Source organism: Kangsaoukella pontilimi, assembly GCF_009830125.1.
Classification (GTDB): Bacteria; Pseudomonadota; Alphaproteobacteria; order Rhodobacterales; family Rhodobacteraceae; genus Kangsaoukella; species Kangsaoukella pontilimi.
The window spans coordinates 1,701,333-1,725,839 of sequence record NZ_WUPT01000001.1 but is presented as its reverse complement, the minus strand read 5'-3'; the positions used below and the strand labels follow the sequence as shown (position 1 = coordinate 1,725,839).

The 24,507-nt window shown below is 62.7% G+C and carries 20 protein-coding genes and 1 tRNA gene; 9 read left to right on the top strand and 12 right to left on the bottom strand.

Annotated elements, in window-relative coordinates:
- The first annotated feature begins 17 nt into the window (after positions 1-17).
- The gene (gene gvpA / locus GQ651_RS08725) at positions 18-230 is read left to right on the top strand and encodes a gas vesicle structural protein GvpA (protein ID WP_160763777.1); all 213 of its coding nucleotides are present in this window, start codon (positions 18-20) and stop codon (positions 228-230) included.
- A 490-nt stretch (positions 231-720) separates the two neighbouring features.
- On the opposite strand, the gene GQ651_RS08720 is transcribed toward gvpA, so the two are convergent.
- The gene (locus GQ651_RS08720) at positions 721-2,295 is read right to left on the bottom strand and encodes an HAL/PAL/TAL family ammonia-lyase (protein ID WP_227258008.1); all 1,575 of its coding nucleotides are present in this window, start codon (positions 2,293-2,295) and stop codon (positions 721-723) included.
- A gap of 166 nt (positions 2,296-2,461) precedes the next feature.
- On the opposite strand from GQ651_RS08720, the gene GQ651_RS08715 reads away from it, so the two are divergent.
- Together GQ651_RS08715 and GQ651_RS08710 are read left to right on the top strand one after the other, a co-directional pair.
- Positions 2,462-5,260 carry a PAS domain-containing methyl-accepting chemotaxis protein gene (locus tag GQ651_RS08715; RefSeq protein WP_160763775.1) on the top strand — a complete coding sequence of 933 codons (2,799 nt, stop codon included), beginning with the start codon at positions 2,462-2,464 and terminating at the stop codon, positions 5,258-5,260.
- The gene (locus GQ651_RS08710) at positions 5,242-6,696 is read left to right on the top strand and encodes a chemotaxis protein CheW (RefSeq protein WP_227258007.1); all 1,455 of its coding nucleotides are present in this window, start codon (positions 5,242-5,244) and stop codon (positions 6,694-6,696) included. Before GQ651_RS08715 ends, GQ651_RS08710 begins: the two co-directional genes overlap by 19 nt.
- Before the next feature lie 112 nt (positions 6,697-6,808).
- Here GQ651_RS08710 and GQ651_RS08705 read toward each other — a convergent pair.
- The 5 genes from GQ651_RS08705 to GQ651_RS08685 form a co-directional block, all read right to left on the bottom strand.
- A tRNA-Gly gene (locus tag GQ651_RS08705) sits at positions 6,809-6,883 on the bottom strand.
- Positions 6,884-7,052: 169 nt separating this feature from the next.
- Positions 7,053-7,571 carry a hypothetical protein gene (locus GQ651_RS08700; RefSeq protein WP_160763773.1) on the bottom strand — a complete coding sequence of 173 codons (519 nt, stop codon included), beginning with the start codon at positions 7,569-7,571 and terminating at the stop codon, positions 7,053-7,055.
- Positions 7,572-7,757: 186 nt separating this feature from the next.
- Positions 7,758-8,138, bottom strand: a complete 381-nt coding sequence (locus GQ651_RS08695; protein WP_160763772.1) for a VOC family protein — start codon at positions 8,136-8,138, stop codon at positions 7,758-7,760.
- Positions 8,135-11,578, bottom strand: a complete 3,444-nt coding sequence (locus GQ651_RS08690) for a pyruvate carboxylase (protein ID WP_160763771.1) — start codon at positions 11,576-11,578, stop codon at positions 8,135-8,137. The genes GQ651_RS08695 and GQ651_RS08690 overlap by 4 nt, the downstream gene beginning before the upstream one ends.
- 48 nt (positions 11,579-11,626) lie before the next feature.
- Positions 11,627-12,793, bottom strand: a complete 1,167-nt coding sequence (locus GQ651_RS08685) for an alpha-hydroxy acid oxidase (protein WP_160763770.1) — start codon at positions 12,791-12,793, stop codon at positions 11,627-11,629.
- 98 nt (positions 12,794-12,891) lie between these two features.
- On the opposite strand from GQ651_RS08685, the gene GQ651_RS08680 reads away from it, so the two are divergent.
- The 3 genes from GQ651_RS08680 to GQ651_RS08670 all read left to right on the top strand — a co-directional run bounded on the left by GQ651_RS08680 (position 12,892) and on the right by GQ651_RS08670 (position 16,783).
- Entirely contained in the window at positions 12,892-13,356 is a 465-nt protein-coding gene (locus GQ651_RS08680) for a hypothetical protein (RefSeq protein ID WP_160763769.1), read from the top strand.
- A gap of 109 nt (positions 13,357-13,465) precedes the next feature.
- A complete protein-coding gene (locus GQ651_RS08675) occupies positions 13,466-15,919 on the top strand; it encodes an ATP-dependent helicase (protein WP_227258006.1) in 2,454 nt (817 codons plus the stop codon).
- A 135-nt stretch (positions 15,920-16,054) separates the two neighbouring features.
- The gene (locus GQ651_RS08670; protein ID WP_160763768.1) at positions 16,055-16,783 is read left to right on the top strand and encodes a Crp/Fnr family transcriptional regulator; all 729 of its coding nucleotides are present in this window, start codon (positions 16,055-16,057) and stop codon (positions 16,781-16,783) included.
- 3 nt (positions 16,784-16,786) lie between these two features.
- Here the strand turns inward: GQ651_RS08670 and GQ651_RS08665 are convergent, their stop codons facing one another.
- Both GQ651_RS08665 and GQ651_RS08660 read right to left on the bottom strand, forming a co-directional pair.
- A complete protein-coding gene (locus GQ651_RS08665) occupies positions 16,787-18,031 on the bottom strand; it encodes an aminopeptidase (protein WP_160763767.1) in 1,245 nt (414 codons plus the stop codon).
- A gap of 172 nt (positions 18,032-18,203) precedes the next feature.
- Entirely contained in the window at positions 18,204-18,524 is a 321-nt protein-coding gene (locus tag GQ651_RS08660; RefSeq protein WP_160763766.1) for a DUF6280 family protein, read from the bottom strand.
- A 213-nt stretch (positions 18,525-18,737) separates the two neighbouring features.
- Between GQ651_RS08660 and efp the strand changes: the two genes are divergently transcribed.
- Positions 18,738-19,301, top strand: a complete 564-nt coding sequence (gene efp, locus GQ651_RS08655) for an elongation factor P (protein WP_160763765.1) — start codon at positions 18,738-18,740, stop codon at positions 19,299-19,301.
- Between the two features lie 2 nt (positions 19,302-19,303).
- Here efp and GQ651_RS08650 read toward each other — a convergent pair whose 3' ends face one another.
- Positions 19,304-19,732 carry a MarR family winged helix-turn-helix transcriptional regulator gene (locus GQ651_RS08650; RefSeq protein ID WP_160763764.1) on the bottom strand — a complete coding sequence of 143 codons (429 nt, stop codon included), beginning with the start codon at positions 19,730-19,732 and terminating at the stop codon, positions 19,304-19,306.
- Between the two features lie 109 nt (positions 19,733-19,841).
- Between GQ651_RS08650 and GQ651_RS08645 the strand changes: the two genes are divergently transcribed.
- Positions 19,842-20,270, top strand: a complete 429-nt coding sequence (locus GQ651_RS08645) for an organic hydroperoxide resistance protein (protein WP_160763763.1) — start codon at positions 19,842-19,844, stop codon at positions 20,268-20,270.
- A gap of 51 nt (positions 20,271-20,321) precedes the next feature.
- Here the strand turns inward: GQ651_RS08645 and ygfZ are convergent, their stop codons facing one another.
- Together ygfZ and GQ651_RS08635 are read right to left on the bottom strand one after the other, a co-directional pair.
- Positions 20,322-21,065, bottom strand: coding sequence for a CAF17-like 4Fe-4S cluster assembly/insertion protein YgfZ (gene ygfZ, locus GQ651_RS08640; protein ID WP_160763762.1), 744 nt, complete (start codon positions 21,063-21,065; stop codon positions 20,322-20,324).
- Positions 21,066-21,106: 41 nt separating this feature from the next.
- Entirely contained in the window at positions 21,107-22,921 is a 1,815-nt protein-coding gene (locus GQ651_RS08635; RefSeq protein ID WP_319637366.1) for an ABC transporter ATP-binding protein, read from the bottom strand.
- A 128-nt stretch (positions 22,922-23,049) separates the two neighbouring features.
- On the opposite strand from GQ651_RS08635, the gene GQ651_RS08630 reads away from it, so the two are divergent.
- Positions 23,050-24,243, top strand: a complete 1,194-nt coding sequence (locus tag GQ651_RS08630; protein WP_160763761.1) for a pyridoxal-phosphate-dependent aminotransferase family protein — start codon at positions 23,050-23,052, stop codon at positions 24,241-24,243.
- Here the strand turns inward: GQ651_RS08630 and GQ651_RS08625 are convergent, their stop codons facing one another.
- Positions 24,244-24,435, bottom strand: a complete 192-nt coding sequence (locus GQ651_RS08625; protein WP_160763760.1) for a hypothetical protein — start codon at positions 24,433-24,435, stop codon at positions 24,244-24,246.
- Positions 24,436-24,507 lie beyond the last annotated feature (72 nt).

The following is a 24,507-nucleotide window of genomic DNA, read 5'->3' as shown; positions in this document are numbered from 1 at the left end:
CAAACGAAGGACTTAACATGGCTATCGAAAAAAGTGTTGCATCGGCCTCCATCGCCGAAGTCGTCGATCGAATTCTGGACAAGGGCGTGGTCGTCGATGCGTTCGTGCGTGTGTCGCTTGTCGGCATCGAACTGATCGCAATCGAAGTGCGTGCGGTTGTCGCGTCTGTCGAGACATGGCTCAAATATGCCGAAGCGGTTGGACTGACCGTGGATCCGGCCACCGCCTGACGAGGACGCTCTCCGGGATTTTCACAGCGGTCGCCGGTCTGACGCCGGCGTCCGCTTTCTGGCCGGGTAAGCTTATCTCGAGACCGCCGGCAGACCGTGCGGTGCGCCCTCCTCGCTGTCAGCCGCCAGGTGAGATGGAACGGGCGGTTCCTTGCTTTCGATGTGCGAAAGCATGTGCGTGACACCAGAGAGGTCACTGTCAGGTGATTTGAACGACGTCTCGGCTGGAAACGGTTTCCAGGCATTGCCTGGCTCATGGTCAGATAGATTTCGGGACGTCTTTCGGCTGGTCCGCTTCGCGTGCCTGACTTGGCGGTCATCCAAAACGATCCGCCCCGACCGTCTGGGCTGATGCCGCCCCTTGTCTGAATGCGCTGCAAGATCGACGGCTTCAGATGACTTCATGACAATGCCGCCTGGTTTATCCCGAATTCCAAGGTCCTGGCTGGCATGTTACACGCTTTTGCAATCAATCGTTTGGAATTGCCCGTCAGACTGTGAGCGGCTTCTGTCCCATCCGCGCGGCCAGAATGTCGATCTCGCCTCCGAGAGGGCGATCCTGCTCCAGGTATGGAGATGTTTTGCGGACAAACACCCGGAGCAGTGAGGCGGACGCCGAGAGAGGCGCAGCCGTGCCCCGCCGTTCGGCAATATCGAGCGCTTGTGCCGCCGCGATAGCCGCGATCGCTTGAATTCTGAAAAAATTGTCGAGCTTCTCTGACAGCATGCGGGCCGCGATCGTGCCCTGAGACACCACATCCTGATTGGCGCCGTTCGTCGAAATCGAATGCACTGATGCCGCGCCCGCAAGCCGCATCTCGGCCAGAAGCGCCGTTGAGGTGACCTGTGCCCCCATCAGACCCGAGTCCAGCCCGATCTCGCCGCCGCTCAGAAACGCAGGATAGCCGCGGATCAGCTTTTCGTCGGTGATGCGCGCGATCTGCCGCTCGTGAAATCCCGCAAGGACCGTGACGGCGTTTGCCGCCGCATCGGACGCGAGCGCGACGTGCAACCCCATGAAGTTGCCTCCATGCAGAGCAACCGAGCCTGCATTTGTCGGAAAGATCGGATTGTCGGTCACCGCGTGCAATTCGGTTTGGGTCACGCGTCGATGCCAGTCAACCGCATCCCAGACCGCGCCGATGACCTGCGGAGCACAGCGCAGGGAATAGGCATCCTGGCCTGCTTCATCCTCCTCTGTCACGCCCTGACCGGGTTCGAGCACGCGCGCGGCGAGCGGTAGGTCTCTGACGCAGCCAGTGCCTGCGATCGCCCGGTTCAACCGCTCGGTTGCGCGTTGCTGGCCGGGGTGAGGCCGAAGCGCGGCGAATGCCCGGTCCCAGGCCTCGCTTCGTCCGCCAAGCGCTTCGGCAAGGGCACCCGTGACCGCGACCGACCAGTCCAGCGCCCGTGCCATGCGCACAGCGTTCAAAACCGCGACCCCGGTCATGGCCGAGGTGCCGTTGACCAGCGCCAGACCGTCCCTGTGGGACAGATCGAGCGGCGCGATGCCTATCCTGGCGAGCGCATCTTTCGCGGCCACGCGAGTGCCGTCGCGCGTCAGGAAGTGGCCGTGGCCCTGGAGGCAAAGCACGATATGCGCAAGCGGCGTCAGGTCCCCCGATGCCCCAACCGTGCCGCGCATGGGAACTTCGGGCGCGAACTCGGAATTCAGGACGGCCAGCAGTTTCTCGACCGTGGCGGGTCGGGCGCCCGATGCGCCCTGCACCAGAGCCATGATGCGCGCCAGCACGATTGCCCGCGCCGAAGTCCAGGAGAAGGGCTCGCCGACGCCGCTGGCAAGGTGGTAGACGAGGTTTTGCTGCAGCCGCTCGCCGCTTTCCGCGTCGACCAGCCGATTGGCAAGAGGTCCGAAGCCTGTGGTCAGACCGTAGATATGACGCCGCTCGGACAGGGCGGCCTGGAGACGCGCGAACGCCCCTTCGCAGCGATCACGCGCGCTTTCCGCGAGAGCGATTCTCAAGCTGCCATCAGCGACACGTGCCGCGTCGGTGAGAGAAATGTGCCGATCGATCAGGAGGGTGCCAAGGTCTTCGGCCGCCATGTGCATGTCTGTCGTTTCCCGGTCCCAACGCTGTTGCCTAGAGGGGCTAGGCCATGTCGGTTAGCATTTCCCTAATTCCCATGAAAATCGGAGAGCTGCAGCGCGGCAAACCATTGCTTAACGAATGATACGGTATGCGGGCTTTCGAGCAGCACAGGACTTGCCGATGAGCACCGATACCCTCACCGAGCCGCCTCTTTCGGACGACACGCCGCCTTCCGCATCCGAAACCATTTCGGCGGCGCTTTTCGCGTCCGACGCCGTTTTGCGTTTCGACGCGGAAACGGGCGGTATTCTGACGATGAACGAAAAAGCGCGCGAGGCGCTGGATATCTTCAGTGACACCTATGACGGGTTGGATTTTACAGGCTCGATCACAGTCGATGGCGGCGAACCCAATGATATCTGGTGGCAGATGTCGGCGGGCGAACGCTCGGCCTGGACGGGCGCATTGGTCTCGGCCTCGGGTCAGAGCATGCCGGCGATGTTCCGCGGCGGCCTGTCGGCCGACGGCGCCGCGATTGACGTCGTCGCCATCGCAGGCGCCAGCGCGACCGCGGAGGGTGGCGGATCGGATTGGCCGTTGATCGAACCGGTTCTGGGCGTCATCGAATATGACGCCGACGGCGTGATCACCGCGGCCAACGATCGTGCCGTCATGTCGCTGGAGCTTTTCGGGGAAGAGGTCGCAGGACGGCATCACGATTCGCTCTGGCCACCCTCGACGACGCAGACCCCCGCCTATGTCGAGTTCTGGGAAAAGCTCCGCTCAGGCAGAATCATCGAAGGGCAGCACGAGCATGTCTCGGGCACCGGCGAGTCGGTCTGGCTGCAGAGCACGTTTCTTCCGATCCGCGATGACAGCGGTTTCGTGAAGCGGATCATGCAGATCGCGATGGATATCTCCGACGTGACGCATAAGGCGAAGCGTGACGAACTGGCGCTGGAGGCATTCAAATCCCAGTTCGCTTGGTCCGAGCTCGACCAGGAGGGGTATATTCGTTCGGTGAACGGAGCGATGCTCGACTGCTACGGTCTTCCGGAAGCCGAAGTTCTGGGCAAACGCTTCGATGCGCTCTGCGACGACGAATTCAGGAAATCCGAAGTCTTTGAAAACGCCTGGCAGGAGGTCTTGAAGCGACAGAAATACGCCAGGCTGTCAATCCGGCATGTGACCTCCGAGGCTTTGAAACGATGGATGGAAGTCACGCTGATTCCGGTGGTCGAAAGCGATGGTGAGGTGCGCAAGGTCATCCAACTGGCGCGGGACAACCACGATGAGCGGAACCACTCCCAGTCGCTGGAGGCCAAGAGTGGCGCCGTGGATCGCGGTCTCGCGTTGGTAGAATTCAATTTGCGGGGCGAGGTTACGTCGGCCAATAGGAAGATGTGCGAGATTTTCGGTGTCATTCCCGAGGATTTCACGGGCGTGAACCATGTCGATCTCTGCGACCCGGAATTCGCCACGACGCGACGCCATACGGATTTCTGGGACAAACTTGTCGCGGGCGAGGTGGTGGCGGGTGTTTTCCGCCGCATTTCGCCCGCCGGTGCGACCTTCTGGCTGCGCTGCGTCTATAGCCCCATTGTTGAGGCCAACGGACGCATCAACACGATTCTCCTCGTGGCAGAGGACGTCACTGAGAGCCACCAAGCGCTTTTGCACAAGGAGCAGAAGCTTCAGGCGGTCGACGATTTCGTCTGCATGATCGAATACTCGCGCGATGGCGATGTCGTGGATGCCGGCGGCACGTCGCTCAAATCCTTCGGTCAGACGGCTCAGCAAATCCGACGGAAGACCTTTTCGGATTTCTGTGCAAATGGGGGAGAGGTCAGTCGGAACGATACTGATATGTGGGCCGGCGTGTGTCGCGGCGAAACGGTTAAAGGAGAATTCCACCGCAGCCTAGAAGATGGCAATTCGGTATGGCTTACAGGCTCTTACAGCCCGCTTTACGACCGTTCGGGACAGGTCGATAGAATATTTCTTGTTGGAATCGACATCACCAAGGCACGTGCGGAGCGCATTGATTTCGAGGCGCGCTTCGCGGCCGCGGATTCCGGGCTCGCGATTGCGGAGTTCGACATCGACGGCAGCGTCCTTTCCGCCAACGAGAACCTGCTGAAATATCTCGGACACTCCCGTCGTGAGATCATCGGTGAACATCATAGCGCCTTTTGTTCCCCCGACTTTGTGAAGACCGACGAGTATCGGGAGTTCTGGCTGAGCCTCGCGCGAGGTGAATCATGGGTCGGGCGGATGAGCCATGTCGACCGATACAATGGCGATGTGCACTTGCATTCCATTTACTGCCCGATCCGCGACGAAAAGGACGAGATTTCGCGGATCGTCGCCTACTCGGTCAATGAGACACGACAAACGCGGTTTGAGCGGCTGGCGGTCGATTCCGCAGATGGTATCCTGTCCGAGACGCAGCGGTTGAAGACATCCGCGACGATGCTCTCGAGCCAATTGGCCGAGATCGCCACGCTTGCCCAATCTTCGCGGGAACAGGCCGAACGCAGTTGCGAAAACCTGACCACCGGGCGCGCCGCGTTCGAGACCGCGCGTGGGTCGTCTACCGAGATCTCGAAGGTCGTCGAAGTCATCGGAGACATCGCCGGTCAGACCAACCTTCTCGCGTTCAACGCCTCGGTCGAAGCCGCACGCGCCGGCGAACACGGAATCGGCTTCTCGATCGTGGCGGAAGAGGTGCGCAAACTTGCCGAGCGGAATGCCGATGCTGCGCGCAAGATCACCCGGCTTGTCGAGGATGCCGACCGGGAATTCGAATCCAGCTCGCGGAAGGTCGATGAGACGGTCGACGGCCTCCGCGCCATCACCAAATCCCTGAACGCCTCAATTGACGGGCTGGCATCGACATCCGAGGCCAACCTCGCGAATTCGAAGGTCTGTGACGGGATTGCGGACCTGGCCAATGCGCTATGCAAGACAGGAACCTGAGGGCGGCTGGAGCACCGAGGGGTCATGGCGTCTTCAGGATTGGGGACCGGCTTGTCGGTGTGCCCGTAAATCATCTGGCGGAGGTTTGCGTTGTCCCCGAACTTTCCAATCTGATGGAGCCGGACAAGGCCATTCTGGGGGCGTTTAACCTTAGGGAAAGCCTCGTCCCGCTTCTGGATATCGAAGCGTTGTCCGACCTTCCGGGCCGTCCCCGAAGCATCGAACGAGCGGCAGTGCTGAAATTCAAAGACCGCATTACGGCGGTCGCGGTCGATGAAATCGTCAGCCTGAGTGACGCGGATCAGATTGACACCCGTTTCGGCATGTCGGGCTCCGGTACCGCTGGGCATGGGGACCAGCGCCTCTTCGGCGGGGGCTTCGTTCTGGATGGAAAGGTGGTGAATTGCCTGGATGTCGAAAAGCTGTTCTCTAACGCGCAGGTCCCAAGCGTGTCTTTCGGGCGGGGCACGGGGCCCAAGGTAGAAACCGCGTCAAGCACGAAGTACCTGATTTTCACTTCTGGCGGTGCGCATTTCGGGGTCGATGCTGCGCATATCTCGGCGACCGTTCCGCGTAAGACCGTGGATAGCCGGGAGATCGGCGGCGACGGCGGGCTTTGCATGGGCTTCATCGACCATCATGGATGGAAGGTGCCCGTGGTAAATGCGAGCCGGGTTCTGGGCTTGGGGGACTCCGATGCCCCGCGCGAGACCGAAACGGTTGTCCTGCGTTTTCCTGGCGACAAACTGCTGGCGCTGTCAGTCGATGCGACCGAGCGTCTCTCGAACGTGCCGCTTGACCGCCTGAAACCATCCAGTCCTATTCTGACCAGGCATACCTTGCTTCCGCGGGTGTTCGTCGCCGAGACCGGCGCCCAGGTTTATGTGCTCGATTTCGAGGATTTCTGCCGCCGTCCGGACATTGCTTCGATTGCCGCTCTGTCCACACGAAGCAGCACCGAAACAGAGAGCGCGCCGCGAAAAGCTACGGATGGCTCGGGGATTGTCCGGGAAGCGGTGCGATACCTGATTTTCGATGCCGGCCACAAACGGGCGGTGCCAGCCGCTCAGATTTCCCGCATTCTGCCAATGCCGACGGAGCTGACCCCACCGGGTGACATGCCGCCAAGTGTCAAAGGTGTTTTCCCCGTCGGCGACCGTTCAGTCCCGCTCGTTGTTCTTCATGATGGCGCATCGGAAGGGCTGACGGAGAGCTACGTTCTTCTGGTTTCGCTCGGCGACCATGTCGTCGGGTTCGTCGCCGAACGGATATGCAGCATTCAAACCTCGCAATGGCGGAGTTCGTGCGACGCTGTCGACCGGATCGGTGCCAGTGAGATGGTCCAGGTCATCGACCGGGGTGAGACAATGGTTCTGCCCGTCTCGGACCTGCTGAGCGTCGCAAGGTCACTTTCCGCAACGGCGGCTAAGGACTGAAATCTCCTCGGTGGGCGCGACCTGCAAAGGGTAAGGAACAGAGACAGCGAGTGTGGTCGACGCTATCGTCGCGCGCCACCCTCGCAAAAAATCACAATGATCATGAAGAAATTGGAGCGGGCGATGAGATTCGAACTCACGACCCTTACCTTGGCAAGGTAATGCTCTACCCCTGAGCTACGCCCGCGTCCGTTGGGTGAGGGTCATCTATAAAGTCCGGCGGCAGGCTGCAAGAGGGAAATGTGCTGGCCGGTAAAAAAGCGTGTCGCTTTTTTCGAGGCTTGCAACAGCACGGCTGGTCCGCGGGTGTCGGGACGATTGCAGACCCATCGCCGCGTCGATGCGACCGGGAAATCTTACCAGCCAGAGGGATAGGCGTGGAGCGACAGCGCGGCCGTCATCAGGGCCGCATGATGTGCAGGCAGCACTTCGGCGATTTCCCGAGCTCCGAAATTGCCGTGGAGGCGACCGTCTTGCCCCGGGTGGGACCAGTCGACCACATCTGTCAGAACAAACTTGTGCTGAGCGGACGCGTCAGCAAGGGATTGGCCGACGAAGAATTCGCCTGTCCGACCGATGCGCTCGAGCCACAGAAATTCCACGGCTCCCTCGGAATTCGTCATTCGCACCCGTGCAGCCGATCCGGGAAGCGTTTTCCCGGATCGTCCCATGGCACCGGCAAGGAAGCGCGGAAAGCTCTCTCTGGCAAGCGCCGCACCACGATCGGCGGCGGCGCTGCGCATCATCGGATCATAGGAAGATCGTTCCGCGGCGGAGGCGGTGGACGGCTGTGCGATGGGCGAGCTGTTCGCGGTCAGAAACCCCACGGCAAGCAGGGCAATACCGGTCCAGCGTCCTATCGTCTTTGCAGTCATGCCACCCTCCTAACCAACGGATGGAACGGTTCTCGGCGAAAAATCGGGCCGCTTTGGCACCGGATTGTGACCAAAACGTGGATGGAGCGTTCATAGGTCCGGCCTGCGACGGCGTGTCCCGTTCGCCGACACTCTACGCGCGGCGTGGTTAGAACTTGGTAAACGGAAGATTATGAGCCCGGTCAGCTACTTGCGCTGCAACAGATCCCAGCGGTTGCCCCATGGGTCGCAAAAGACCGCGACCTGTCCGTAGGGCTCGTCGCGAGTCGGTTCCTCGTAAACCGTCCCTGCGGCCTCCATCCGGGCGCGGTCGCTCTCGATGTCATCCGTCTCGAGAAACAGCCAGACCCTACCAGCGCCCTGCTGACCGATGGCGGAAGCTTGCGTGGCGGACGCCGCACGGGCAAGGACGATGCCTGTCCCGCCGCCGGCTGGCCCGACCACCACCCAGCGTTTGTGTTCCTCGTCCCTGTCTTCTCGCAGAACCCACCCGAGCGCGGCCGTAAACCAGGAGATGGCGACGTCATAGTCTTCGACGATGAGCGTCACCAGCCCGAGGCGGCTCACTCCAGCTCCACAAGAAGGTCCTTGGCGTCGATCTGTGCGCCGGGCGCGACGTTGACCGCCTTGACGGTCGCGTCGCGTTCGGCGTGGATACCGGTTTCCATCTTCATGGCCTCTATGGTCAGAAGAAGATCGCCAGCCTTGACCGTGCCGCCTACCTGAACGCCAACCGAAGCGACGACGCCCGGCATGGGCGCACCGATGTGGTTCGGATTGCCCGGGTCGGCTTTGGGATTCACCTTGGCGGCCGCCGCGCTGGCGCGGTCGGTGACGCGCACGGTGCGCGGCTGGCCGTTCAGCTCGAAGAAGACCTTGGCAATCCCCTCGTTGTTGGTGTCCGCAATCGCCTGACACCGCACTTCCAGTGTCTTGCCGGGGTCGATTTCCACCGAGATTTCGTCACCCGGCTGCATTCCATAGAAGAATGTCTTGGTCGGCAGCGTGCGTACCGGGCCATAGGTGGCGTTCCGGCGCGCGTAATCGGTGAAGACCTTCGGATACATCAGGTAGCCGTTCAGATCCTCGTCATCGATCTCGCGTCCGTCGAGCTCCTTGGACAGGGCCTTTCGGGTCGCCTCGAGATCGACGGGGGGAAGATGCTTGCCCGGCCGCTCGGTTTCGCCTTTTTCGCCCTTCAGGATTTTCTTCTGGATCGCCTTCGGCCATCCGCCCGGGGGCTGACCGAGATTGCCCTTCATCATGTCGACGACGCTTTCGGGGAAGGACACCTCTTTCTTGGGGTCCTCCACATCGGCACGGCTCAGGCCTTGGCTGACCATCATGAGGGCCATGTCGCCCACAACCTTGGACGAAGGCGTGACCTTCACGATGTCGCCGAACATCTGGTTCACCTCGGCGTACATCTCTGCGACCTCGTGCCAGCGCTCTTCCAGCCCGAGCGAGCGGGCCTGCGCTTTGAGGTTGGTGAACTGACCGCCGGGCATCTCGTGGAGATACACCTCGGAGGCGGGGGCCTGCAGCCCTGACTCGAAAGCGGCATAGTGGCCGCGGACCGCTTCCCAATAGTTCGACATCTCGCGCACCGCGCCGATATCGAGGCCGGTGTCGCGCTCGGAGCCCTTCAGAGCCTCGACGACGGTGCCGAGCGTTGCCTGGCTGGTGTTGCCGGACAGTGCGTCCATCGCACAATCCACAGCGTCGACGCCAACATCGGCAGCGGCCAGGATCGTGGCCGAGGCGATACCCGCGGTATCATGGGTGTGGAAGTGGATCGGAAGACCGACATCCTCTTTCAGCGCCTTGATGAGAATGCGCGCGGCGTCGGGTTTCAAGAGGCCAGCCATATCCTTGAGGCCAAGGATATGTGCGCCCGCATCCTTCAGCTCGCGGCCCATGTCGACATAATATTTCAGGTCATACTTGGCGCGGTCAGGATTCTGGATGTCGCCTGTATAGCAGATCGTGCCTTCGCAGATCTTGCCCGTATCGATCACCGCGTCCATCGCGACGCGCATGTTCTCGACCCAGTTCAGGCTGTCGAAGACGCGGAACACGTCGATGCCGGTTTCGGCGGCCTGTTTGACGAAGGCCTGCACCACATTGTCAGGATAATTGGTATAGCCCACCCCGTTCGAGCCACGGAGCAGCATCTGCGTCATGATGTTGGGCATCCGCTGGCGAAGATCGCGCAGGCGTTGCCAAGGGCATTCCTGAAGGAAGCGGTAGGCCACGTCGAAGGTCGCGCCGCCCCAGCATTCCATGCTGAACAGGCCGGGCAGGTTCGTGGCATAGGCGGGCGCTGCGTTGATCATGTCGATCGACCGCATCCGTGTCGCCAGAAGCGACTGGTGGCCGTCGCGCATGGTCGTGTCGGTGATCAGGAGGCGCTTTTCTTCCGCCATCCAGTTGGCGACGCCCTCGGGGCCGAATTCCTCGAGGATATTGCGCGTGCCCGGTACCGGCGCGTCGGCACGGAGCGCCGGCGGCACGGGGTCGCGGGCATCTGCGTGAGGCTTAGGACGGCCGGCGGTCTCGGGATGACCGTTCACGGTGATATCCGCGATATAGGTCAGAATCTTGGTGGCCCGGTCCTGACGCGGTTTGAAGTCGAAAAGGCCCGGCGTCTCGTCGATGAACTTGGTGTGGTACTCGTTGTTCAGGAACATCGGGTGCTTGAGCAGGTTCTCGACGAAGGCGATGTTCGTCGCCACGCCGCGAATACGGAACTCGCGCAGCGCACGGTCCATGCGGGCGATCGCGGCCTCGGGCGTGGGGGCCCAGGCGGTGACCTTCTCAAGCAGCGAGTCGTAGTAACGCGTGATAACAGCGCCCGAATAGGCCGTGCCGCCGTCAAGACGGATGCCCATGCCGGTCGCGCCGCGATAGGCGGTGATCCGGCCGTAGTCGGGAATGAAATTGTTGGTCGGGTCCTCGGTCGTCACGCGGCACTGGATGGCGTGGCCGTGCAACTCGACGTCGTATTGGCTCGCGGTGCCGGTCGCCTCCATCAGGCTCTTGCCCTCGGCGATCTTGATCTGTGCCTGCACGATGTCGATGCCCGTGACCTCTTCGGTCACGGTATGCTCGACCTGTACGCGTGGGTTCACCTCGATGAAGTAGAATTCGCCCGAATCCATATCCATCAGGAACTCGATGGTCCCGGCGCACTCGTAATTCACCTCTTCGGCGATCTTCTTGCCGAGCGAACAAATCCGCTCGCGCTGCGCGCCGGACAGATACGGGGCAGGGGCACGCTCGACCACCTTCTGGTTCCGGCGCTGCACCGAGCAGTCGCGCTCCCAGAGGTGATAGATGTTGCCGTGACTGTCACCGAGGATCTGAACCTCGACGTGGCGGGCGCGCATGATCATCTTTTCCAGATAACCCTCGCCGTTGCCGAAGGCGGCCTCGGCCTCGCGACGGCCTTCGAGAACCTTTTCCTCAAGCTCTTCGGGCTTCAGGATCGGGCGCATCCCGCGCCCGCCGCCGCCCCACGACGCCTTGAGCATCATCGGATAGCCGATCTCTTCCGCCTGCTTACGGATCACGGACATGTCGTCGCCCAGAACCTCGGAGGCCGGGATCACCGGAACGCCGGCCTTGATCGCCACCTTCCGCGCGCTGGCCTTGTCGCCAAGGGCGCGCATCGTCTCGGCCTTGGGCCCGATGAAGGTGATGCCGTTCTTCTCGCAGGCCTCTACGAAGTCGGGGTTCTCCGACAAGAGGCCGTAGCCCGGGTGGATCGCATCCGCGCCGCATTCGCGGGCCACGCGGATCACCTCGTCGATCGAGAGATAGGCGGCAACGGGGCCAAGCCCCTTGCCGATCTGGTAGGCCTCGTCGGCCTTGAAGCGATGCAGGCTGAGCTTGTCCTCTTCCGCATAGACCGCGACGGTTCGTTTCCCGAGCTCGTTCGCGGCGCGCATGACGCGGATGGCGATTTCTCCCCGGTTTGCGACGAGAATCTTCTTGAATTCAGCCATGTGCATCCCCTTTTTGCAGGTGCAGCATTTGGTAGCCCCGAGGTGGTGTCAAGGCAAGGACGTTATCTGGGGCCAGGAAACGCTTGCCTTCCCGCGTGCCTCGATGGGGCGGTTGACACCCATCTGCGCCATGTCGAGGCGTATCTCTTCGGTCAGGATGTGGATCGCTTGCCGCACCCCGTCCAGACGAGCTGCCGCCAAACCGTAATGGAAGGCGCGCCCCAGCATCACGAAATCCGCGCCAAGTGCGATGGTTCTCAGAACGTCAGTGCCGGACCTGACCGCCCCGTCCGCGATGATCGGGACGTCCGGGCCAAGCGCTTTCCTGATCTCGACCAGGGCGGGCAGGGGGGCGGGCGCGGCCTCGAACTGTCGGCCCCCGTGGTTCGACACCCAGATCGCGTCGGCTCCGGCCTCGGTCAGCCGCAGGGCATCTTGGGCGTTGAGGATGCCCTTGACGATCAGCGGGCCATCCCATTCCGCGCGCAGCGCTGTCAGATAGTCCCAGTCCGGCGCGCAACGCACGGTCAGGCCGATATGCTTGTCACCCGCTGCCGGTGTCATTCCTTTGGTATAGGGATCGAAGATCTTCGGTCGGGGAATGGGGCGGCCGAAATGGCCAAGGGCCCAGGCCGGATGCATGGCGCTCTCGAGGAGCACTCCCGGCGTCAGCTTCATCGGATTGGCAAGACGCGCCCTGAGCTCGCGCGGTCTGCGGCTGAGAAGCGGCACGTCCAGCGTGAAGACCAGCGTGTTGAAGCCCGCCTCCCTGGCCCGCCTCAGGATGTCGCGGCGGATCTCGGGATCGCGTGGCGCGTAAAGCTGAAACCACGCGGAAGGGCCGAGGGCGCTCGATACCTCTTCCGGTGTTGCTGCCGCGACGGTGGAAAGGCCATAGGGAATGCCCGCCTCGCGCCCGGCCCGCGCCAGAAGACGCTCGGCATCGGCCCAGACGACGCCAGACATGCCGACCGGCGCGATGCCGAAGGGCAGCTTGTGGCTCTCACCCAGAAACTCGGTTGTCATGTCGGGCGCGGGATCGCCTGCCAGGATACCGGGGCTGAGCGTGACGGCCTCCATCGCCGCTTCGGCGCGGGCATGGGCCGCCTCGTTACCGGCACCCCCTTCGAGGTAACCCCAGACGAAACCGGGCAGGCGCCGCCGCGCGGTCCGGCGCAGGTGTTCGATGGTCGGATAGAGATGATCGAGCGACATGAGCGCCGCTTAACCGAAAACGCGAGGCATTTGAATGACCTCTTACGCCGATCCGCAAATCCACTTACCATTTCCCTCAGGGTGTATGTGAGGGTGCTATGAACGAACTTGCGGTGACGGCGCTGCTCTGCGGTCTTCTCGGCGGGGGCGTCACGGAACAGAAGCAGTATTTCCCCTCGCTGGGCGAGACGCGCCACATTCGGACCGATTGCGAGACGCCGACCCACGTGATCGAAGTCGGGCTTGATAACACGTCTTCGGCGCGCGACAGCGTTCATCAGGCGGTTTTCGCATCGATGCTGACCGGCAAACGGCCCATGGTCATCCTGATCGATACCGACGGCATGGAGGGGCGCTACGAGCAGGAAATGCGCCTCGTCACCCGCCGCCTCGGCGTGCCTTATGGAACATGCCGCAAGAATTTCGTTCTGCGCTGGGCCGCCACGTCGCCCTTCCGCGGCGTCGGGCTCGACAAGACGCTTGACGACCTCCCGCAAAGCGCAAGCACCCGCACCCATTGCGAGCTCGGCGCGGAATTCCAGGCCCCGAGTCTCGGTAACTGACCCGTTTCTTCTTGGCGGAAATACTCCCGCCGGAGGCGCAATCTGTCTCCGTGAACAGAAGAAGAACAGTTCTTTAACTCGCCTCTCAGGCGCGCTAGTCTCCCGCGCCATGAGCAGTGATTTCGCAGAAGACGAATTCCCCGACCGCATGCCGCTTTCCGCGCAGGCTCTTGCAGCGCGGCCTGCGCCCTATCTGGACGAATTGAACGCCCCTCAGCGCGAGGCGGCGACGACGCTTGACGGCCCGGTCCTGATGCTTGCCGGTGCGGGGACGGGCAAGACCAAGGCGCTGACTGCGCGCATCGCGCATCTTCTCTGGACCGGGACCGCGCGCCCGAACGAGATCCTTGCCGTCACCTTTACCAACAAGGCCGCGCGCGAGATGAAATCCCGCGTCGCCCGGCTGCTCGGCCAGACGGTCGAGGGGATGCCGTGGCTCGGCACCTTCCACGCGATCTCGGTCAAACTTCTCCGTCGACATGCCGAGCTTGTGGACCTGAAGACCAGCTTCACCATCTTGGACACAGACGATCAGGTGCGCCTTCTGAAGCAGCTGGTGGTGGCCGAGGGGATCGACGAGAAACGCTGGCCCGCGCGGCAACTGGCCCACATCATCGACAACTGGAAAAACCGTGCCTGGACACCTGACAAGGTGCCCGCCGCCGAACACGGCGCGTTCAACAACCGGGGCGTCGAGCTCTATGCCCAGTATCAGGAGCGGCTGAGGTCGCTCAACGCGGTCGACTTCGGCGACCTCCTTCTTCACGTCGTCACGATCTTCCAGACCCATGACGACGTGCTGGAACAGTACCGCCGCTGGTTCCGCTACATCCTCGTGGACGAATATCAGGACACCAACGTCGCGCAGTATCTCTGGCTGAGGCTTCTGGCCGGAGGGCACCGGAACATCTGCTGCGTCGGCGATGACGACCAGTCGATTTATGGCTGGCGGGGTGCAGAGGTCGGCAACATCCTGCGGTTCGAAAAGGACTTTCCCGGCGCCAAGGTGGTGCGTTTGGAACAGAACTACCGCTCGACGCCACATATCCTCGCGGCCGCCTCTGGGGTCATCGCATCGAACGAAAGCCGGTTGGGCAAAACGCTCTTCACCGAGGCGGAGGAGGGCGAAAAGGTCCGCCTGATCGGCCATTGGGACGGCGAGGAAGAGGCGCGCTGGATCGGGGAAGAGATCGAGGCGATGCAGACCGGCACGCGGGGGATGCGGCCCTTCGGTCTCGATGAGATTGCGATCCTCGTCCGGGCCTCGCACCAGATGCGCGCCTTCGAAGACCGGTTCCTGACCATTGGGCTTCCCTATCGTGTCATCGGCGGTCCGCGCTTTTACGAGCGGATGGAGATCCGGGATGCCATGGCCTATTTCCGCGTGGCCGTCAGCCCGGAAGACGATCTGGCCTTCGAGCGGATCGTGAACACGCCTAAGCGCGGTCTCGGCGACAAGGCGCAGCAGAAAATTCAGGTTGCCGCCCGGCAGAACGGCGTAAGTCTTGTCGAAGGGGCGCGGCTGCTGCTTCAGTCCAAAGGGCTGACCGGCAAGGGCGCGGCCGAGTTGCGGAAACTGATCGACGGGATCGACCGCTGGCACGCCGAGGCGCGGGCTCAGGCCGTGGCCCCGCAGGACGATCCGGATGCGGTGGTCGAGGATATGGACGCCCCAAGGGGCAGCGCCCATGACCATGTCGAACTCGCCGAGATCATTCTGGAGGAATCCGGCTATACCGAGTTCTGGCAGAACGAGAAGACGCCCGAAGCGCCGGGCCGGCTGGAGAATCTGAAAGAGCTCATCAACCAGTTGCACCAGTTCGAGAACCTGCAGGGGTTTCAGGAACATGTGAGCCTTGTCATGGACAATGAGCGCGACGATGGGGGCGAGAAGGTCTCTATCATGACTCTTCATGCGGCCAAGGGGCTGGAGTTTCCCGCGGTCTTCCTGCCAGGGTGGGAGGACGGGCTTTTCCCGTCGCAGAGATCCATGGACGAAACCGGGCTCAAGGGTCTCGAAGAGGAGCGGCGTCTCGCCTATGTGGGCATCACGCGGGCCGAAGAGCTGTGTACGATCAGCTTCGCGGCCAACCGCCGTGTTTATGGCCAGTGGCAGTCGGCGCTGCCGTCGCGTTTCATCGACGAATTGCCGGAGGCCCATGTCGAGGTTCTGACCCCGCCGGGGCTCTATGGCGGCGGCTTCGGGGCCGCGGGCATGGCGGCAAGCGCATCGCCGTCAATCTCGGGCGGAACTGGGTCGGACCTTTATGAGCGGGCCAGCCGCGCGGATGTTTACAACTCGCCCGGCTGGAAACGGCTTCAGTCCCGCGCAGGGCACCGCCCGATGTCGCAGCCGAGCGAGGGCCGGAACATGACCATCGACGCGACGGCGATCTCGGCCCATTCGGTGGGTGACCGGGTGTTTCACCAGAAATTCGGCTACGGGCGGATCACGGGCATCGAAGGCGACAAACTGGATATCGCCTTTGAAAAGGCCGGTGAAAAGAAAGTCGTCGCAAAATTCGTGACTGCGGCAAGTTCCGGTGGCGATGTCCCGTTTTGAGGGGCAAAGCATTAAAAAGTTTAAATAAATGCACCTAGTCCGCCGCGCTTGAGCGTGACTGTGCGGCGAAGCACCTAAAGGTTTTCGGGAACTTGCCATCCTTCGTCAGGGTTGCCTTGACGAAAGGAACTCATCGTGCGTGACCAGATCAAAACCGGAGAATTCGTTCACCCGCTCAGCGTGTGCGCCAACAATCTTGGCGGCGAGCGCGGTCTGACGCGAGAGGACGAAAATGCGTTCTTCACCCTGCCGCACACTCCGATGGATGCACGGCGTGGACAGGAATTCGTTGCCGTGGGCGCAAAGCCCCGCGCGGTATTTCTGGTTCTGGATGGCTGGGCGATGCGATGCGTGCCTCTTGCCGACGGCCGACGCCAGATCCTGAGCGTCGCATTGCCGGGCGATATCGTCGGTCTGGATAGTCTGGCGATTGGGACGTCGGACTATGCCGCAGTGGCCTTCAGTCACATGAGCCTCGCCGCGGTCGAACCGTCCGCGTTTCTGCGCGTCATGACCGAGCGTTCAGGTCTGCGCGATTGCGTCAATCGGGTCGAGGCTCTCGAGGCATTGCACATGCGCAACCAGATTCTCCGCCTTGGCCGCCTGAACGCGAAGGAGCGCATTGCCCATTTTCTGTGGGAGGTCCATGGACGCCTTGCACGCGTGGGTCGCGTCGAGGACGGCATGATGTCCTTTCCGATGACGCAGACCGATTTGTCGGACGCTCTTGGCCTGAGCCTTGTGCACACGAACCGGCAGCTTCAGGAACTGCGCCGCGACGACCTGATCACGCTCCGCCGTGACCGGCTGACGATCCATGCGCCGGACCGACTGAGAGAAGTGGCTCTGGCTGGCGCCGGCTGAGGATCAGTCGGCCCAGTTGCCGCCCCGGAAGACAGGCACGCGGGTTCCATCTGCCGCGATGCCGTCTATCTCGGTATCCTTCGCGCCGATCATCCAGTCAACGTGAACGAGGCTCTCGTTGCCTCCGCGCGCCGCCAATGCGTCTCCGGTAAGAGCACCGCCATCCTCAAGGCACTCGGTATAGCAGTTGCCAAGCGCGATGTGGCAGGCGGCGTTTTCGTCAAAAAGAGTGTTGTAGAAGAGAACGCCGGACTGCGAGATCGGGGAGGCGTGAGGCACCAGCGCAACTTCGCCCAGGCGCCGTGCACCTTCGTCCGTATCAAGCAGGTTTAGGAACGCCTGTTCGCCCCTGCTGGCCCGCGCCTCGGTAATCCGACCGTCTTCGAACACGACTTCGATCCCGTCGATCAGCGTCCCCTGGTATGCAAGTGGTTTCGACGCGCGTGCGCGTCCGCTCACGCGCATCTTGTGCGGTGTAGTGAAGACCTCTTCAGTCGGCATGTTCGGGTTGCACACGATGCCGTTCTTGGCCTCTGCCGCGCCACCTGCCCAGAGATGGCCGTCCGCCAGACCAACCGTAAGGTCGGTGCCCTCGGAGCGGAAATGCAGCGCATCGAAGCGCTGCGCGTTCAGCCAGTCGCGGCGGCGTGCGAGCTCGACATTGTGTTCGGCCCAGGCAGCGACAGGGTCCTCCACGTCGACGCGGCTTGCCTTGAAGATCGCTTGGGCGAGGGCGGCCTGCGCGGCATCCGCGTCGAGGTCGGGGAACACCTGCTCGGCCCAGGCGCGACCCGGATAGGCGGCGATGGACCAGTTGATCTCGAAATTCGCGATCTTCGCCATAGCGGGCTTGTAGGCCTTCGAGTTGGCCCGCGCCGCGCGCGCCACGCGGGCCGGGTCCTGGTCCGCCAGCGCCATGGGATTGTCGGCGGCGATATGGCAGCGCGCCCAGTTGTCCTCGAAGGCCTGCGCAACCCCCTGATAGAGCCATGCGGGCGCGGCATCGAGCGCCTCATCCCGCGCCAGTTCCATCCGTGCTCGTGTCAGGTCTTCGTCCGAAAGGACCGGCACCACGATGCCCGCGCCCGCCTTGTACGCCTCGCGCGCGACGCGGCGGATGAGCGGGAGCGCTTCTGCCGAGCCGGTCAGGAACACGTTCTGGCCCTCGGATACATTCAGACCGGTGCGCACCACCGCTTCGGCGAGCTTGTCCAGAAGGGCTGTATCGAAGGGAAGGGCGTCAGACATCGGGAACTCCGGTTTGGGCGTGGTTCTGGCCGAGAGGTAGCGTATTGCCGTCCGCGTTCCCAGAGCGAAACGCGGCGATCCTTATCAGGCGGCAGATAGTCGGAAGACAGGGTTCCCAAAAGAAAAAGCGCGCCCCGCCGGGACGCGCCTTTTTCAAGAAATCCGGCTGATATCAGGCGGCTTTCGCCTGCTCAGCTGCATTGCGCCGTTCGCTTTCCTCACGGCTGAGCGCGACCGAAGTCCGCACGCCTTTGGAGACGAATTCCATCAGGCCCTTGACCACGCGCTCGTTCGGGTCGATGCCCGCACAGGTCAGAACCTCGCGACCGTCGCGCGACCGCGCCCAACGCGCAATCTGCTCCGGTCCGTTGCCGTATTTCTTGTCGTCGGCGATGGCATCATCGAGCGCCGCCAGCACCACGGCTGCGAAAAGTTTTCGCGCGCGATTGCCCTGCTCGTGATTGAATGCCGTGCCGTCCACAAAGTCAGCCATTATCCACCTTTGTTTTTCCTGTCGCGTTTCATGGCGTGCCGCCCCTTATGACGGCTTCGCGACCACTTTAGTCTTTCTTTTTTGGAATACCTGATATGCGCTGTATGCATAACAGATCGCCACTTCCTCCGGATTTACGCGCCTTGTCAGCGTTTCTTCGGTCGAATATAGGACACCCCAACTCTCCATCAACCTTTACGCAGGGTTAACAACATGCCCAAGATCAACGGGAACGAGATTCGCCCCGGAAACGTACTCGACCATAATGGCGGCCTTTGGGCTGCCGTGAAGGTCGACCATGTAAAGCCCGGCAAAGGCGGTGCCTTTGCACAGGTGGAACTCAAGAACCTGCGCAATGGTTCCAAGCTGAACGAGCGTTTCCGCTCTGCGGACAAGGTCGAGCGCGTGCGTCTCGAGCAGAAAGATCAGCAGTTTCTATACGAAACCGACGGCATGCTGGTCTTCATGGACAGCGAGACGTTCGAGCAGATCGAGCTTCCGGCGGATATCCTCGGCGATCGGCGCCCTTTCCTTCAGGACGGCATGACGATCCAGATCGAATATTACGAAAGCGAAGCGCTGAACGCGACGCTTCCGCAAAAAGTGACCTGCAAGGTGGTCGAGACCGAGCCGGTGGTCAAAGGCCAGACGGCGGCAAACTCGTTCAAGCCCGCGATTCTGGACAATGGGGTCAAGGTCATGGTTCCGCCCTTCGTCGGGCAGGACGAGGACATCATCGTCAACACCGAGACGATGGAATACGCCGAACGGGCCTGAGCCTAGGCTTCGCGCAGGCTGCTTCTCAGCCTCATCACATCATCGCGCAGGCGCTCGATTTCGTCTAGCGTCATGCCGGTTTTCTCGGCGATGCAGCGCGGCACATGTGCCGCGCGCGTCTTCATTGCGCGGCCCTCGGCCGTGAGCGCGATCACCACCTGGCGTTCGTCCTTGTCGCTGCGCGTCCTGCTGACCAGCCCCATCAGTTCGAGCCGCTTGAGAAGCGGGGTCAGCGTACTCGACTCCAATTGCAGGCGCCGTCCGATCCCATTGACCGTTTGATCTGCGTCCTTCGTCCAGAGCGCACTGAGGACGAGGTATTGCGGATAGGTCAGACCCAGCTCGTCCAGAAGGGGGCGGTACGCCTTTTGCATCGCATGGCCCGCCGAGTAGAGCGCGAAGCAGATCATATCCTCAGGTGCGAGCGTCATGAATGGAGTGTATGTCGCGCGCGATATTCTTGCAAGCGATTGACAATCCGCCTGACAGGCTCTAATTAATCGTGCACGATTTAATCGCGTAATGTAACGGAGGAAAGCTATGTCTATTGAAACGAAATACTGGACCGAGGCGAAAGCTACCGGCGGCGGCCGCGAGGGCCGGGCGGGCCTGACGAACGGTATGCTGACGGTCACCATGGCGCCTCCGACCGAGTTGGGAGGTTCCGGCAAGGGACACAACCCCGAAGAGCTCTTCGCGACCGGATATGCCGCGTGCTACCTCGGTGCGATGCGCTTTGCGGCTCAAAACGAAAAGCTGGGCACCGTGCCGGATGACGCGACCGTAACGGCCCATGTCGGTATCGGCGGGCGGAGCGAAGGTGGCTTCGGGCTCAAGGTCAAACTTGTGGTCTCGATGCCCGGAGTCGAGCGGGACGTGGCCGAAAAAATCGCCGAGCGGGGCCACTTCATCTGCCCGTACTCGCACGCCACGAAGGGCAATATCGAGGTCGAGACGGAAGTCGCCTGACCTGATCCTCAGCTTGTGAATGGGCCCGCCGGAGCATCCCGGCGGGCTTTTTCATGCGCCGTCCGGAAGGCGCAAACGCGCATCACCGGCGCGCATCGGACCCGTGGCCCGGTCAAAGCGCAGATAGGCGATCGCCTTGCCTTCGGCCTGACTGTAAAGCGTGCCCGCGGCCTTGCCGTCTTCGGTGATGATCTCGGTGCCGACAGGTGCTTCGCCCTCGATCTCGACCGTGGCAAGACCTTTGCGCAGCTCGGTCTTGTGCTTCATCCGGGCGGTGACTTCCTGCCCGACATAGCAGCCCTTGCGGAAATCGACCCCATGCAGCCGCTCGAACCCCGCTTCCAGCGGATAGGTGTCGTTGGGGATCAGCTCGATCCCGCTTTCGGGGATGCAATGTGCGACCCGTATACTCGTGTCGTCGAGCGGCTCGCCCGCGCGCCCGTCATAGGCGCGCCAGCCGAGCGCCTCGTGCCGCGGATCGGCAAAAGCGCCGTCTGGCACCGGGCCTAGACCGCGCGAGACATCGATGCCCGACGGTTCGATCGAGACCTTGGAGCGGAGTTTGTACATGGTCAGCCGCTGCAACAGCCCGGCGGCAAGCGGTGTCGCCACGTCGAGAAGGATGGCGTCGCCCTCAGGCACCAGAAAGAAATCGGCCAGGTACTTGCCCTGCGGCGACAGGATCGCGGCCCAGACCGCGCCCTTGTCGAGCCGCCCGACATCGTTGGTGACCAGCCCTCGCAGGAAGTCGCGGGCATCCTCGCCCGTGATCCTGAAAACCGTTCTGTCGGTCATGTTCAAAACTCCTTCTGGCCCGCCGACGCGCCGCGGCGCGGTCAGCCGTCGAATTGCAGCGCGTGAAGCTTGGCATAGACGCCGCCGCGCTCCAGAAGCTCTTCGTGGCGGCCTTCGTCCACGACCCGGCCGTTTTCCATCACGATGATCTTGTCCGCCTTCCGCACAGTGGACAGCCGGTGTGCGATGACAAGTGTCGTGCGCCCTTGCGCCAGGCCGTCGAGCGCCTCCTGCACCTTGACCTCGCTTTCGGCATCTAGTGCCGAGGTCGCCTCGTCCAGAAGCAGTACCGGGGCGCGTCTCAGAAGCGCGCGGGCAATGGCGACCCGCTGTTTCTGCCCCCCCGAGAGAGCGGAGCCGCGCGGACCTGCCGGCGTGTCGAGACCGTCGGGAAGCCGCGCGACGAATTCCGACAGGTTGGCCGCCGCGACCGCTTCCTCGATCCGCGCGTCATCGACGCCGGGCGTGCTGAGTACGATGTTGTCCCGAAGGCTTTCGTCGAACATCGGTGCGTCCTGTGTGACCACCGAAAAGAGCGAGCGCAGGTCCTTCAGGTCGAGCGTGCCGGACGGCGTGCCGCCGATCCGCACCGCGCCGCTCGACGGGTCGACCAGCCGGGTGAGCACGTTGAAAACGGTGGATTTGCCAGCGCCGGATGCCCCGACAAGCGCCGTCGTCTGCCCTGCCTTGGCCGTGAAGCTTGCGCCGTTAAGGGCGGGCTCGCCGCCATAGACGACCACGACATCCTCGAAAACGATATCGGCTTCGTCCGGCTGCGTCGCCAGCCGGGCGGGGGTGTCGGGCGAAGAGATCGTTGGGGAGGAACGGAACACCTCCTGGATACGCTCCAGATTGGCCCGCGCCGCCTGCCACGCGCCGGTGACGTTGGCCACCCGGCGGACCGGCTCAAACAGAAGGCCCATCGCGGTGAAGAAGGACATGAATTCGCCCACGGTCTTGTCGCCGTCGATGATCTGATTGCCGCCGTAGACCAGCACCCCGGCAAAGCCGATGGCGGCGACGAAATCGGTCATCATCGGAATACCGGCCTGACCGGCGCGGGCCTTCATCTCTTGCTTGAGGTAACCGTCCGTGGCCTCGGTAAACCGGTTGTTCTCGCGGCGCTCCGACGTGTTCAGCTTGATCGTGTTGACGCCGTGGAAAATCTCGTCCAGCCGGGTCGAAAGCCGACCCGCCGCCTCGCGGGCGCGGAAAGTCGTCTTCCGCACATAGCGCTGAAGCGCCACGACAGGGCCGAGAAGCAGCGGCACACCCGCCACCGCGACCAGCGTCCAGAGCGGATCCACCGAGATCGCAACACCCAGAAGCGCGATCATCCCGATGAGGTCGCGCCCCGCTGCGCTCAGGATCACGCCCCAGATCATATTGGCCGCGCCCGTGTCGCCGCGCACCCGTTCGATCAGGGTGCCGGGCGGGTTCTTCTGGAAATACGCGCTGTCGAGCGTCATCAGATGAGCGACCATGTCCCGCTGCATGGTCGTGATGATCCTGAGACCCGCGCCTTGCATCAGCATCCGGTGAGAAAAGGCGGACACCGCCCGGATGACGAAGATGCCGCCGACGGCGGCGGCAACCCAGTAGACCGCCGACCGGTCGCCGGCGATGAAGACCTCGTCGAACATGGGCTGGATGATGTAGCTCAGAGCACCCAGCATCGAGCCTTCGACCGCCATGAAGAACAGCGCGAAACCGAGCCAGAGACGCTGCGGCTTGAGATAACTCCGCCAGAGCCACGACAGCAGCGCCAGATCGCCTGCCTGAACGGACGAGCTTCGGGCGCGGTCCGCCGAGGCGTCCACGCTCTGGTCGTCTGAAAGTTCGTCGGTGCGGCTCACGGGTGGGTTCCTGCGTTCTCGGGATGTCCTATCCGCTGGTGCCGCTTCAGACAAGAAGCGCCGATTGACGGCGCGCGGGCCTGCGCTTAGGCGGAGGTCGTGAGACGAGTATTTCCGACAGGTAGACGATGACGCTTTCCCAAGGCCGCCCCTATCTTGCCACTCCGGGACCTTCGGTCATTCCCGACAGGGTGCTGGCCGCAATGCACCGCCCGGCGCCGAATATCTACGAGGGCGAACTGGTCGAGATGGTGCCTGGCCTCATCCGCGATCTGAAGAAGGTGGCCCGCACCGACGGTCATGCGGCGATTTATATCGCGAACGGTCACGGCGCATGGGAAGCAGCGCTGTCCAATGTCCTGTCGCCGGGCGACAGGCTGCTGGTCCCCGCCATGGGAAGTTTCGCACGGGGCTGGGCGGATATGGCCGAGCGCCTGGGCGCGGTGGTCGATATCGTGGATTGCGGAACAACGCATCCCGTCGATCCGCAGGCGGTGGCCGAGCGTCTGGCCCGCGACGATGGCTCGATCCGCGCCGTTCTGACGACCCATGTGGATACGTCTTCCTCGGTCCGGGCGGATATCGAAGCGCTCGGGCAGGCGATCCGCGAAACCGGGCATCCCGCGCTCTTCATGGTCGATTGCATCGCCAGCCTTGGCTGCGACGTCTACGAGATGGACGCCTGGGGCGTGGATGTGACCGTGGCCGCCTGTCAGAAGGGGCTGATGACGCCGCCCGGCATGGCATTCGTTTTCTTCAACGACCGTGCGGACCGGGTGCGCGAGACGGCACGCGCCGTCACGCATTACTGGGACTGGCGGCCTCGTGTCTCGCCCGAACTTTTCTACCATTATTTCGATGGCACCGCGCCGACGCATCACCTCTATGGGCTGCGCGAGGCGCTGGACATGATCGCCGAAGAGGGGCTGGAACATGTCTGGCAACGCCACGCGACGCTGGCGCGCGCGGTTTGGGCCGCTCTCGACTGCTGGAGCACGGATGGCGGGGTCCTGTCGCTGAACGTGCCGGACGCCGCCGCGCGCTCGCACGCGGTGACCAGCATTCGGGCCGGTGGCGAGAACGGGGCGCGTTTGCGCGACTGGTGCACGCGCGAGGCAGGGCTGACGCTTGGGATCGGGCTTGGGTTCACGCCGCAGGATCAGGCTTTTCGGATCGGCCATATGGGGCACGTGAACGCGCAGATGGTGCTGGCAGTTCTGGGCTCGATCGGGGCCGGGCTTCGTGCGCTCGGGCTTCCGCATGGGGCAGGGGCGATCGATGCCGCGCTTTCGGTCATTGCTGAAGGGGGCGGCCCGGCTTGATCAGGTGCGCTTGCGCCGGAAATCGATGGTGATCAGCCGGTCGGCGATCCAGCTCACGATGCCCGCCATGATCAGACCCCAGATCGCCCATATCGCGAAAAGTGCCATGAAGATCAGCACGCCGAACGAGGCCAGAAAGGCCCCGGTATAGTCCGGTACGGGCGAGGGATGTTCGGGTCTGCGATCGTACATGCGCCAAGAATAGCGGCATTGTGACGCGGTTCCAGACCTGAATTCGGACAAGGCGAAACAAAATTTCGCGAG